This window comes from Acinetobacter sp. SA01 (genome assembly GCF_011319235.1).
In the GTDB taxonomy this organism is placed as follows: Bacteria; Pseudomonadota; Gammaproteobacteria; order Pseudomonadales; family Moraxellaceae; genus Acinetobacter.
Window position 1 is genome coordinate 142,496 of the sequence record NZ_WXXM01000008.1, and the last position, 13,086, is coordinate 155,581.

The window sequence follows — 13,086 nt, forward strand, 5'->3', positions numbered from 1 at the left end:
AATTTATCCTTTTTGGGTTCTTTAACAGATGAGCTACAGTAACCTCTTTTTATTGTCCGATTCAACCTATAACATGATGATAATATGTACTTATAACTTTATGACTTCATAACAATTATGCAGATTAGACCATCCATGCATGCTGTCATGTTTGCTGTTACAATTTTTACAATGATGGGGTGCAGTTTGCCGATGAATGAATCCAAAAAGCAGTCTCCCATTCAGGTGCATGCTGAGCACTGGTTAAACGGTTCCAATGTAGATACACAAATTATCCAAGGCCTTACCGCCTATCTTGCTTTAGATGATGCTTTTACCAGTATTGCTTCAAGGCTGCATCTGATTAATAAAGCACAATATAATATCGATTTGCAGTACTACATTTGGGAAGATGACTCGATTGGTCACCTGATGCTGGCTGAATTGCTAAAAGCCGCTGATCGTGGGGTGAAAATCCGTTTATTGATTGATGACCAGAACGGTTCCCAACTCGATGCTACCTTAAAACAATTGGCACAACATCCAAACTTTGAAATTAAAATCTTTAATCCCTATACCTTTAGGGCCAGAAAACTGCGCGTGTTTGATTATATTTTTCGTTTCAAACAAATTAATCGCCGTATGCATAACAAGCTGATTATTGCCGATGGTGCCATAGCGGTGACCGGTGGCCGCAACATTAGCCGTGAATACTTTGAAGCCAGTGAGTCTTTCCAGTTTACCGATATGGACATTTTGTTTTATGGCACTGCCGTGAAGCATGCCAACAAAGTATTTCAGGACTTTTGGAGTGATGATTTAAGTTATCCTGTACCCCTGCTGTTGGGTAAAAGCCGTCCAGAACAGCTTGCCAAATTACGTCGATATTATGAGCTGACTGCCTTACAAAAAGACCAGCTTAAAAGGCGGATTGAACTGGCTGAAAAACAGATCACTGAACATCTAAAAGATCGTCCGATTAACTGGGAAAAAGCACATTTTGTCGCAGATTCACCCGATAAAATTCGCGCTCAGGCATCGGATAATCAACTGATTTACCGTCAAATAATGCAGCTTGTGGGAAAACCTGAACATCATCTGGAACTGGTCTCTGCCTATTTTGTCCCCACAAAAAAAGGCAGGGATTATTTAACGGGTTTAGCCCAAAACAACGTGAATGTTCGAGTGCTGACCAATTCATTCCTTGCCAATGACGTTCCTCTGGTGCATGCCTTTTATAGACAATATCGCCATGATTTACTGAAAAACGGGATAAAACTATATGAATTTAAGCCCTATATCGAACGCAATAAACGGACCTGGTATGAAGTGATGACAGGTAATGTCATTCCAGCTAAGGGGAAAAATGCCTCCAGTTTGCATGCCAAGTTTTTGGATATAGATGGCATGGTGTTTATTGGTTCTGCCAATTTTGATCCCCGTTCTGCCAATTTGAATAGCGAAGTAGGACTGATGGTCGAATCCACTATTTTACAACAACAAATTTCCGACTCTTTAGATAAATACTTACCGCTTATTGCCTATGAATTGAAACTTAATCCACAAGGTGAAGTGATTTGGATAGAGCATCATAAAGATGGAACTCGCACAGAGTATTCACATGATCCCCAATCGACCAGATTTCAGCGTTTTAGCATGCAAGCGGTGTCATATCTCCCCATTGAATGGATGATGTAATGACAAATTAATGACATTAAAACACGCACAGGCCTTGTCTTTCTAAATCATCGAGTACTGGAAGATCAGCACGAGATCATATTGTGCTCATGAATCTACACAACCCGCCTTAATAAAAGCTGCAAGTCTATAATCTGGCTTGTCTCATCTATCAGACTGGGCACTTCCCTGATGAATATTTCTGCAAAGACTTATAAGAAATTAAATGTTATTTATATATATTTTAGATCAATCAGCACAATGATTTTACTCGTTTCTTAATTTGATTTAACATGCCATTTTTCGAGTTTTTAACTCAGCTCTCTCCCAATCGTGATCTTCTGCAATGCAATTTTTTGATTTAAGCCGTCAATTTAATTTAAGTGATATTTTAACCCCGTATAAAACGCTGGACGATTTAGGCCGCCAAGACTGGTTTTTAGCGAAAGTTCGTGTAGAGCATGATTGCCAGTCCGATTCTGAATTAATTGAAGGTCAGGCCATTTTAAAATCCAATCAAAATGTGCAGCTGGAACTGGAATGGCTGATTCAGGATACCGGTTTTGAACTCCAAGTCCTGTTTAAAGGCATTGAAACTGCAGCGAGTGAAGAAACTCTGGTGATGGTCAAAGGCGCAAAAATTATAGATGCCAATCAACAGGTGATTTCTGCTCAGGCCTTAAGCCTGTGGATTGACGGAACCCTGCTGCCAATGTTGCCGAATATTCGTAAACAGATTAAAGCCCGTTTAAATTTATGGGACTATGTTGAATATGATGGATAGCTTTTGTGACCTACTCTGAATCACTTAAATTCCTTTTTAAATCTATTTATCATTTGAAAAGTTTTCGATGACATTGGTAAAGACGTCAAAGACTTTTTAATCAATACAACTCAGCACAGCCTAAAATGAACGAGAAACAGTCAGCTCCTCGGGTCCGTTGAATTAACTCTTGATTTATTTAATTTAATTAACTTACTTATAGCAAGCCTATTTCTTTAAACAACTGAGTGTAAGCTTCGGCCTTTTTCTCCAAAGCAAGTGGATAAGCACGGGATGAAGATGGCATCCGGTATAAAGTCAGCTCGCGTTCAGCAAAGTAGGTTTTTGAGGCATGACCAATTAAAGGTTTTTCAGTATGTTCTGGCATTGAAAGCATCAAGGTATCGGTTGCTTTATCACCCGTGGTCATAATGCTGTGACACTCAGGAATCTGCTGGAGCAGCCTGGCTAAATCAGTAGCTTGTTCAATATGTAAAAATTTATCCGAAGCGTTGCCTTTTAAACGGATAATTTGGTACGCCGTATCAAAAATTGCGATGCCTTTTTCCATTAAAAAATCACGGATCTGCTGTTCCTTGAAATTTTTATTAGCAATATCTAAAAAGTGTTCTTTATTGCCAAAGAATGCCAAACCAAAAATTTTCCACATGTCATTTTGGTAATTTGGATAATAAAACTCCATTTTCCAGCGAGCTTTAGGCGGCGGAAAGCTGCCCATCATCAGCAATTTGGCATTTGAAGGTAAAAAAGGTTCCAGTGGATGGGTTTCAATATTTGGTTTGGTGCTCATAGACAGTCTATTTATCGATCTTCAGCTTAATTTAAAACATTTGACGAATTTTATCTGCCACCTGTTCACCCCAAAGTGTATAAATTTCCTTGCTGGGATGAAAACCATCCTTTGCCATTTCCAGATTGAGGCTTTTAAAACGTTGCAAATCATATTCAATCCATTGCATATTGCCGTTCTGCTGAACAAATTTGGCAAGATTTTTATTCATGCCTTTGGCATATTGTCCAAATAACCAGGCCAGTGGATGAGGTAATGCAGGAAACATGTTCATCGGTGGCACGCCAGATGCAATAACTAATTCAGGCGTGAATTTCCGGTTAATTTCTGCATAAAGTTGTTGCTGCTTTTGAATCCAGTCTTTAGGTGAGGTTAGTTTGGTAATATCGTTTACCCCGACAGAAGTAATGACCACATCGAAGTGTTGATTGGGCATATTCTTTACCGTCTGAATCACTTGTCCGCTGGTATGACCGGTGGTAGCTTCAAGTTGATAACTGATTTCATAGCCATCTTTTAACTGCTTCAGCACTGCACCGAGTAAAGCATCTTCCTGAGTTGCAACACCGACTCCAGCCGCAGCCGAATCTCCTAAAATTAAAACAGACAGCATTTTTCCAGTTCCAACTGTCCCCTGACGTTGTCCTTCTGGTTCTGCTAAACGTAGAGTATTTTTCTTAACGGCATTGCCTTGAATAATCAGTGATGGAATCAGAACGATGGTTGAAATTTTTAACAGCATACAAGATAAAATTCACAATGATATCTGTATCAATATAGGAGTTTATGGGGTGAGAAGCATTGACTTAAATTACAATAAGTTTCATCTAATTAAATAGTGAATGTGCTACATCAGGTCAATAGTAATCTAGGGTTGAAGGTGGTCGATATCTGCTGAATCTGCTGAATCTGCTGAATCTGCTGAATCTGCTGAATCTGCTGATGATGTTATTTTTTATCGAGCTTAGTTTTACAATGTTTTCCAGCGTATAAAAAAAGCCCATTGAATGAGCTTTTTAGAATCCGAAAATTAACCCAACTTATTGACCAGTTTCAGTGGCAATACTTTCATGGCCAAGCCTAAAGGTAACCAGGGCCACTGTGGAACGTAGGCTTTAACCGGTGCTTTTTCAATGGCCTTAACCAGTAAATGCGAACCGGTTTTTTCATCCACTTCAAAAGGCAGTTTTTTCGCACCTTCATTCAGTTCTGTACGGATATAACCGGGGAAAATGGTAGTGACTTTAATCGGAGTATCAATCAACTCGGCACGAATGCCTTCAGCCAAATGTGCAACTCCTGCCTTACTGGCTCCATACGCGGTTAAATGTTTCGGCATGCCACGCATAGCGCTCATGGAAGAAATCATCACCAGATGCCCTGCATTTTGCGCACGGAAAATTTCCACTGCGGCTTCACATTGTGCCAAAGCTGAAATAAAGTTGGTTTCGACAGTGGCTTTGTTAATTTCAAAATTACCTTTACCAATCCGGCGACCTTCACCCACCCCAGCATTGACAATAATACGGTCAATGGTGCCAAATTCCTTTTTAAATGCACGGAACACTTCAAAGACTTGATCGTAATGGGTCACATCTAAGGTTTTGGCTATGACTTTTACGCTGTACTTGCTTTCCAGTTCTTGTTTTAATGTTTCCAGACGTTCCAAACGACGGGCGCAGATGGCAAGGTTATAGCCTTTTTGTGCAAATTCACGTGCCATACCTGCACCAATCCCTGAACTTGCCCCGGTAATTAAAATTGTTTTTGCCATGTTGTCTTCCTTTGCTATTTTTTTAATCAGATCCAGGTCAGTAAGCCGGGATCTTCGGCCTTAATAAAATGGTGTTCATTCAAGCTCAGTAATTGTGGTTCATTTCCCACCAGACGTAGTGTGGTCATGCTGGTATTGGCGATTGCCCAGTTTAAGGCAAAAGTCCGGTTAGCATTCAGCTCTAACAGTTTTCCTGCAGCTACCGAAATCACACCGCCAGAGGTAAACACTACGGCATACCGCGGTTTGATTTTAGCCAGTTCATCACATAAGTTTTGCAATGCTGTTTCAACCCGGTTTTTAAAATGCGGCCAAGATTCATCATATTCATGATGATAGTCACCACCCGTCCAGCGCTCAATCGCCCCTTCAAAAATTTTAGCCAGGTAAGCCCGAGGATTATCTTCCTTGGCGACATCCTGCTTTAACAGATGTGGTTCATTAAAACGTGGTTCGTATCTGGCAAAAACCTGCTGGTGATTAAATTCATTCCATGCACTATCGGTCTGAATCTCAGCCTCAGGAAAACATTGTGCCAAAGTCAAGTGGGCTGTCTGTTGATGACGTTGCATCGAACCTGACACCACATAAGGTGCTTCTTTTAGAATCTGGTCGAAATATTGCCCTAATAATTTCGCCTGTAATTCGCCGTTGGGAGAAAGTTGGTCATAACTTTCAGCCCCAAAAGAGGCTTGCCCGTGACGAATCAGATAAATTGTGGTCATGTCGGCATCAATTCCTTAAATTTCGCGATATATTTTTGAGCCAGTTCATTGGCCTCAAGTTTTTGCAGGCCAATCAATTTAAGCACACGGATATGCAAGGCATGAATCACTACCCAGAAATCCTTAAAGGCTGGATTATTGGTCTGTTTATGGTAGTAACGGTAATAGATTTGCTGCGCAATCACGGCCAAACGGAAAATACCGAACACTTCATAAAAGGTCCAGTTCTCTGTTTGCAAGCCGGTTTTTTGCAAATAATAATCCACCACTTCCTGACGTGTGAACATGCCTTTTAAATTGGTGGGCTGACGACGGGTGGCTTTAAAAATTTGATTGTCACTTTCTTCAACCCAATACGCGAGGGCTGAACCCAAATCCATTAAAGGGTCGCCGAGGGTTGCCATTTCCCAGTCTAGAACGCCAATTACTTGTGTCGGATGCTTCGGATCTAAAATTACATTATCAAAACGCCAGTCATTATGAATGACACAGGTTTTTGAATCGGCAGGGATATTGTCTTTTAGCCAGTTTCGGACATATTTAAAAGACGGTACATTTAGGGTTTTGGCTTTTTCATAGCGGGCATCCCAGCCTTCTACCTGACGACGACAATAGCCTTCGCCCTTGCCGAGCTTTTCCAGTTCTGTCCCTGCATAAGGCACCTGATGCAACTCAATCAATTTATCAATGACATTGATGCACAGTTCACGGACCTGAGCTTCATTAAAATTGAGCTCTTTGGGTAAATTGGCACGTGGAATAATGCCTTCCACACGTTGCATGACATAGAAATCACAGCCAATCACCGATTCATCCTGACAGAGCGCCACCATTTCAGGCAGTACAGGATAGAATGGTGCCAGATTTTTTTGCACATTGTATTCACGTGCCATGTCGTGCGCAGATTTGGCTTTGGTTCCTTTAGGGGGACGGCGTAAAATCAAGTCCGTATTGTCGTATTTCAAACGGTAAGTCCAGTTGGACGCTCCACCTGAATATTGCGTAACTTCGGCTTGACCCTGTAAATCAGTTCCTTGTGCTTTGAGCCAATTCTCAACAGCAATGACATCCAGTTCTTCGCCTTGACGAACCTTCCCACCCACATCAATCACTGACATTGTTATTTCCCTAAATCATCAATGTTATAACACTTCATCGCTTACTTATTTATACCCGTTTAATTTCTCATAAACAGCAAAATTTTCAGGCAAATGATAAGCAGCCTCAACTATTTATGTAATTAATCTTTTTTCCGACCTGAACTGTAACCGCGTTTTGCCAGTTCAAGTTTAGCAATCATGCCTTTATGCACTTCATCCGGGCCATCGGCCAAACGTAAGCTTCGAGCCTGAGCAAAGAATCCTGTTAGAGGTGTATCACGAGAAACACCAGCACCACCGTGTATCTGTATGGCCATATCCACGACTTTTTCCAGTACGCTTGGTGCAACCACTTTAATTGCTGAGATTTCAGTCAGTGCTGCCATATTACCTAAAGTATCCATCTTGTAAGCAGCATAAAGTGTAAGTAATCGTGCCTGGTCAATGGCCACACGGGCTTCTGCAACACGTTCCAGATTGCCACCCAGCTTTAAAATTTCTTTGCCAAAAGCAGTACGACTCATACCACGATCAATCATCAACTCTAAAGATTTTTCTGCTGCACCGATACAACGCATACAATGATGAATACGACCTGGCCCTAAACGGCCTTGCGCAATTTCAAAACCCTGACCTGCACCACCAATAAAATTGGCCACTGGTACACGGACATTGTTAAAGCTAATTTCGCCGTGTCCATGCGGTGCATCATAATCCCCAAATACAGGCAGCATGCGTTCAATTGTTACGCCCGCAGTATCTACAGGAACCAAAACCATGGAATGTTGATGATGACGGTCTTTGCTTTCATCAGGCGTATGCGCCATAAAAATGATGATTTTGGCATTTGGATCACCTAAACCCGATGACCACCATTTACGGCCATTCAGAACTATTTCGTCTCCCTCGACAATCGCCGTTGCCTGCATATTGGTGGCATCAGAAGATGCCACAGCAGGTTCAGTCATACAAAATACTGAACGGATTTTTCCTTCCAATAATGGTGTGAGCCATTGCTGTTTTTGTTGTTCAGAACCATAGCGCCACAACACCTCCATATTGCCACTGTCTGGTGCATTACAGTTAAAGACCGTCGGTGCAAGCAAGCTACGACCGGAAAGTTCGGCAATGTGTGCATATTCCTGAACTGATAAGCCTTGCCCCAATTTTGGACATGGCAAAAACATATTCCAAAGACCCGCTGCCTTGGCCTTATTTTTTAATATTTCAAGTTGAGTGGGCCATTGCCATGTTGTCCAGTCTCCCCCTTGATTGAGCTCATGGACATCATTCCAAAACTCGGTTTCAACCGGTTCAATTTCTTCTTTAATGAACTTTTTGGTTCTTTCAATATAGTCCTGCGCACGTGCTGATAACTCAAACATGGCCAATTCCCTCAAAATATATATTATCTGATCTTTACAACAACATAACCCGAAAACTATTATGAATAAAATGATTTAATTCAATATCACACTATGAACAGTATTCATAATAAAGTCGCGATTGACCTGAGTGTTTTTCATCGCATAGACATTAACTTATATCCCTTATTTATTGCAGTTTATGAACAAAAAAGCATTTCCAGGGCTGCACAGATTTTGTGTATCAGCCAATCTGCTGCCAGCCATGCCTTACAGCGTTTAAGACAACATTTACAGGATGATTTATTTGCACGTGCCGGCAATAAAATGTTGCCTACTTCATTTGCTGAGGAAATTTATCCCGTCATTAAAAATGCACTGTTCGCTATTCAAAACATTTCAATGCAAAAGCAGCATTTTGAACCCCGTATGGTGCAAAGCTTAAGAATTGCGGTGCATGATGAAATAGAACCGATGATTTTTCCCAAACTGGTTCAGCATTTTCAGGGCTTAAATCTAGAAATTCAATTTTTCAGTAGCAAATTAGACCGTAAAACGCTTGTCACAGATCTCGCCACCCAGCAAATAGACTTTGTCATTGATCTGGAACAAAACTTCGGTGAGAAAATTCAATTTCAGAAACTGGTACAAGATCAATTTGTGGTATGTACGCAGCAACCTGAAATGACGGAACAGCTTTATCTCGCTGCCCCACATATTGGGGTTTCATCACGCCGAACTGGAGTTTTGGTTGAAGATATATATTTAAACCGCAAACAACTGTCGCGACAGATTTTTTTACGTTGCCAACATTATTCAACCGCTTTACAGATTTTGCTACAAAACCCTCAATCCGTTTTAACTATTCCTCAAAATTTGCTTAGTCATTTACAAGTTTCTACTACATTAAATATTTTTGCAGTGCCTGTGGACTTGCCGTTAATTACTTTGGGGATGTATTGGCATAAAGATTTGGAAGAAAATTCGCGTCATCAATTTTTGCGCAGCGAAATAACTAAAATTTTTACTTAGGCTATTTTGAGTATTTGTTATGGATCTGAATGATTTTTTATGCAGATATCACCTTTTACTGAATAAATAACCGAAATGCTGAACTGGTAAGGCTTTTAATGCTATTTGACTATTTCTCAAGCCATTATTTTTGAGAATTTCCATTAATATAGCAGCTCATTTTTTATCTTTTTATTGTTGAATCTGGACTGGTATTTTCAAGTCAAATTCCACAAATTTTATCTATGTTGGCAAATCTCTCCCCTGTTTGGCTCATTATCTTGGGCATGCTGCTTTGTGCAGTGCTGTTTTTTATCTTCCGCAAAATTCACGCTTTCCTTACCGATGTATTTAAACCGTTTAAAAAAGGAAAAAAATACTGGTGCAAAGTCATTGCGGTGAGTGATGGCGATACTATCACCTGTACGCGCTATAACTTACGTCGCTCAGAAACCAAACTGCGTTTTGCCTATATTGATGCTCCCGAATCAACACAAACCTATGGCAAGGAATCTCAGCGTCTGGTTAAAAAAATGGTGTATTACAAACTGGTTCGTGTCGAGATTACCGATGTCGATCGCTATGGGCGCTGCGTTGGCGTCATTTACCGTTTTAGACGAAATATCAATCAGGAAATGGTCAAACGCGGCGCGGCATGGGTGTATGAGGAATATATTAAAAACCCGACGCAAAAACAGAAATGGTTAGCTCTACAACTTCAGGCCAAGAAGCAGAAAAAAGGCTTATGGAAAAATTCGCATCCGGTACGCCCTAGTGTTTATCGTAAGCGAAATAAATAGAATTTCAGAACAGATAAATCATTATCTTCAAATATAGATTTGGGTGTGATCTCATGGATCAAACTTGCAGGTTAAATAATAAAGTGGCTTGTTTAAAACAAACCACTTTATTATTTATTATCAACAATTAAAGATAATAATCCAGTTGAACAAGCAGCCGGAATGCTCCAGCAATCAATGCTAAAGCAAAAAATCCACCTAGCCACAACACAATAAACCACTGCATCTGTGAAAGTTTCATATTTAGTCCTTAATGATAGCCTTCATCACCAATGCGCACTTTGTCGCGGAACACCCAGTAAGACAAACCGGTATAAATAATTTTGAAATGCAACTTATTACTGAGAATTGAAGTGCCTTAATATGATTCTGTCATTTTCAGAATAAATCATTCTTGCTCCCTGACTAATACTTGAACAATCAACTCAACAGGCGTAAAGTTATCTCAATTTAGTTACCCTAGCTAACTATTATGCCAATTCGACTTAACTTTCGTGCTTCATTACTGCGCTGTGCGCGTTTAATGAGTGATGAAATCAATACCATTTTGCTTCCACATCAGCTGAATTATTCATTGTGGCAGGTGCTGTATGTCATACAGCTTAAGCAAGGCTGTACCTCTATTGACATTGCTGAATACCTGAATGTTTCCAAACCTTCGATTGCAAAACGTATTCATGCATTAATACAACTGGAGGTTTTGGATCAGGTCGATACAGAAGATAAACGGCAAAAGAAACTGATTCTAAGCATTAAAGGTCAACAACTTTTTGCCGTGTGCTCTGAAAAACTGGACCTGTTTGAACAACAGCTGTTATTGCCCTTAGATCAGGCTGCGCAAAATAGTACGCTGAATACCCTGCATAAACTTATGGAACATCTGCAAGAAATGAAAGGTAGCCAGTCATGAGTGAAAATACGCCCTTATGGACAAGAAATTTTATTCTTGTCAGTGCCATTAACTTTCAGCTGGTCCTGACCTTTTATCTGCTTGTGGTGGTCATTGTCGGCTATGCCGTCGCTGAAATGGGTGCAACCACGGCTCAGGCCGGTCTGATTTCCGGTTTGTTCATTGTCGGCACCCTGATTGGTCGTTTATTTGTTGGTAAGTTTCTGGAACGTTTTGGCCGCAAAACCACCATGATTGTGGGTTTAATTGGATTTTTGATTTTTTCCGGATTCTATTTTATTCCCATGAATGTCGCTGCCTTGCTGGGTGTGCGTTTCATGCATGGTTTTATGATGGGTATGGCATCGACTGTATTGGGCACCATCATCGCGCAGATTTTACCGCCGACCCGTCGTGGTGAAGGGATTGGTTACTACAGCATGAGCAGTACATTGGGTACCGCGATTGGCCCATTCCTAGCAATATGGATGATGTTGCATGTTGGTTATAACTCGATTTTCGCCTTATCTAGCATTGTTGCGGTGAGCTGTCTGGTTGTGGCCTTGATGATTGAAGTGCCTAACTTGCCACAACATACTAAAACTGTTGAAACTCAGGTCAGTGTACAAAAGCCAAGTTTCATTTCCCAATTTATTGAAATGAAAGCTTTGCCGATCTCGATCATCATGTTATTTACATCGATTTGTTATTCAGGCGTTTTATCCTTTATTAATTTCTATGCCAAAGAAATTAATCTGGTTGAAACAGCTTCTTTCTTCTTCTTAATGTATGCGATTGCGATTTTATTTTCACGTCCATTTACCGGCCCACTGATGGATCGTAAAGATGAAAATATCATTATGTATCCCGCATTTATCATTATGGCATTGGCCTTGTATTTGCTCAGTCAGGCACATAGTCCGATGACCTTGTTGCTTTGTGCAGGTTTGCTCGGTCTGGGCTATGGTAACATTCAGTCAGTTTGTCAGACTGTTGCTGTGAAAAGTACCTCGCTGGACCGTATGGGCTTTGCTACCTCGACATTCTTCATTTTCCTCGATGCAGGTCTTGGTTTTGGTCCCTACTTTATTGGTATGGCGCTGGATTATATCAATTACGCGCAGCTGTATATGTATAGCGCGATTGCAGCTTTGATCTGTATTGGTTTTTACTATGTGCTACATGGACATAAAGTGAGAAACAAAGCCGTTAACGCTGCTTAATAATTCTCCGATACCGCCGGGAAAAATTAAAACCATTGGCTAAAATATACGAAATCCCCTTTTATAAAGGGGACTTCGGAAAATTATGAATTACTTAAATACCTTAAAACGTGTTGCATCATCTATATAAGCTTTATCTTTGGCTTCACCTTCTACTGAACCAAACACAAGCTGGGCACGCAGTTTCCAGGAGGCTGGAATTTCCCATTCAGCATGTACCTGTTCATCCACGATCGGGTTATAGTGCTGAAGTGAAGCGCCTAAACCTTCAGTATGTAAGGCGGTCCAGGTTGCGAACTGGGCAATGGCTGTTGAGTGCTCTGCCCAGATCGGGAAATTCTCTGCGTAAGACGGGAACTGCTCTTGCAGGCCTTTAATCACATCCATGTCTTCAAAGAATAAAACGGTACCCACACCTGCGGCAAAACTGTCCATTTTGGCACTGGTTTTTGCTGCACTTTCTTCATCTTTGGCATAAGACTTGAGTTTTTCTTTGACAAAACCCCAAAATTTTTCATGCTCGGCATTAAACAGAATCACGGCACGTGAAGACTGCGAGTTAAAAGAGGATGGGCTCTGCTTGATCACATGCTTAATCAAATCAGTTAAATACTCTGGGCTTTGCTCTACATTTTTACCAACTGCATAAATGGTACGGCGTTTCTTAATTAAATCTAAAAACTGATTCGACATTCAATGAAATCCTGTGGTATTTCTTCGCAAAAATTTGAAACAATCTACCCTCACTGTTAATAAAATGTGAAATATCTACTTTTATAACAATATTTAGGTAAATGTGTTGCTGTCTTACCATATGCAATAATAATTCCAATTTCTAGGGCGTGTCCTCATTTGGCTTTGCACCAAATAAATATGCAAGCTATACGGATCATAGATTTATAATTGCGTGCTAGTTTATCAAATCGAGTTGCAATAGCACGGAAATGTTTTAATCTCGCAAAAGCATTTT

General features: G+C 40.6%; 14 protein-coding genes and 1 pseudogene. 6 read left to right on the plus strand and 9 right to left on the minus strand.

Annotated features, from left to right (window positions below; all coding sequences use genetic code 11):
- The first annotated feature begins 117 nt into the window (after positions 1-117).
- Positions 118-1,677 carry a phospholipase D family protein gene (locus tag GTU69_RS09575; RefSeq protein ID WP_166170064.1) on the plus strand — a complete coding sequence of 520 codons (1,560 nt, stop codon included), beginning with the start codon at positions 118-120 and terminating at the stop codon, positions 1,675-1,677.
- 325 nt (positions 1,678-2,002) lie between these two features.
- A complete protein-coding gene (locus GTU69_RS09580) occupies positions 2,003-2,440 on the plus strand; it encodes a hypothetical protein (RefSeq protein WP_166170066.1) in 438 nt (145 codons plus the stop codon).
- A gap of 196 nt (positions 2,441-2,636) precedes the next feature.
- Here GTU69_RS09580 and GTU69_RS09585 read toward each other — a convergent pair whose 3' ends face one another.
- The 6 genes from GTU69_RS09585 to GTU69_RS09610 form a co-directional block, all read right to left on the minus strand.
- On the minus strand, positions 2,637-3,230 hold the full coding sequence (locus GTU69_RS09585) for a uracil-DNA glycosylase family protein (RefSeq protein WP_166170068.1): 594 nt from the start codon (positions 3,228-3,230) through the stop codon (positions 2,637-2,639).
- A gap of 31 nt (positions 3,231-3,261) precedes the next feature.
- Positions 3,262-3,972, minus strand: a complete 711-nt coding sequence (locus GTU69_RS09590) for an SGNH/GDSL hydrolase family protein (RefSeq protein ID WP_166170070.1) — start codon at positions 3,970-3,972, stop codon at positions 3,262-3,264.
- Positions 3,973-4,260: 288 nt separating this feature from the next.
- A complete protein-coding gene (locus GTU69_RS09595) occupies positions 4,261-5,004 on the minus strand; it encodes an SDR family oxidoreductase (protein WP_166170072.1) in 744 nt (247 codons plus the stop codon).
- Positions 5,005-5,030: 26 nt separating this feature from the next.
- The gene (locus GTU69_RS09600) at positions 5,031-5,729 is read right to left on the minus strand and encodes a histidine phosphatase family protein (protein ID WP_086196983.1); all 699 of its coding nucleotides are present in this window, start codon (positions 5,727-5,729) and stop codon (positions 5,031-5,033) included.
- On the minus strand, positions 5,726-6,847 hold the full coding sequence (locus GTU69_RS09605) for a phosphotransferase family protein (protein ID WP_166170074.1): 1,122 nt from the start codon (positions 6,845-6,847) through the stop codon (positions 5,726-5,728). The genes GTU69_RS09600 and GTU69_RS09605 overlap by 4 nt, the downstream gene beginning before the upstream one ends.
- Before the next feature lie 122 nt (positions 6,848-6,969).
- Positions 6,970-8,214 (minus strand): acyl-CoA dehydrogenase family protein, encoded by a 1,245-nt coding sequence (locus GTU69_RS09610; RefSeq protein ID WP_166170075.1) that lies wholly within the window; start codon positions 8,212-8,214, stop codon positions 6,970-6,972.
- A gap of 93 nt (positions 8,215-8,307) precedes the next feature.
- On the opposite strand from GTU69_RS09610, the gene GTU69_RS09615 reads away from it, so the two are divergent.
- A complete protein-coding gene (locus GTU69_RS09615; protein ID WP_166170077.1) occupies positions 8,308-9,225 on the plus strand; it encodes a LysR family transcriptional regulator in 918 nt (305 codons plus the stop codon).
- A 224-nt stretch (positions 9,226-9,449) separates the two neighbouring features.
- A complete protein-coding gene (locus GTU69_RS09620; RefSeq protein ID WP_166170079.1) occupies positions 9,450-10,004 on the plus strand; it encodes a thermonuclease family protein in 555 nt (184 codons plus the stop codon).
- Between the two features lie 127 nt (positions 10,005-10,131).
- Here GTU69_RS09620 and GTU69_RS09625 read toward each other — a convergent pair whose 3' ends face one another.
- Entirely contained in the window at positions 10,132-10,245 is a 114-nt protein-coding gene (locus tag GTU69_RS09625; protein WP_166170081.1) for a DUF2474 domain-containing protein, read from the minus strand.
- Positions 10,246-10,476: 231 nt separating this feature from the next.
- Between GTU69_RS09625 and GTU69_RS09630 the strand changes: the two genes are divergently transcribed.
- Positions 10,477-10,914, plus strand: a complete 438-nt coding sequence (locus tag GTU69_RS09630; protein WP_166170083.1) for a MarR family transcriptional regulator — start codon at positions 10,477-10,479, stop codon at positions 10,912-10,914.
- Positions 10,911-12,116, plus strand: a complete 1,206-nt coding sequence (locus GTU69_RS09635; protein WP_166170085.1) for an MFS transporter — start codon at positions 10,911-10,913, stop codon at positions 12,114-12,116. The genes GTU69_RS09630 and GTU69_RS09635 overlap by 4 nt, the downstream gene beginning before the upstream one ends.
- Before the next feature lie 90 nt (positions 12,117-12,206).
- Here GTU69_RS09635 and GTU69_RS09640 read toward each other — a convergent pair whose 3' ends face one another.
- Entirely contained in the window at positions 12,207-12,809 is a 603-nt protein-coding gene (locus tag GTU69_RS09640; RefSeq protein WP_166170087.1) for a nitroreductase family protein, read from the minus strand.
- A gap of 155 nt (positions 12,810-12,964) precedes the next feature.
- A pseudogene (locus GTU69_RS09645) lies at positions 12,965-13,086 on the minus strand (IS5/IS1182 family transposase); the annotation flags it as partial.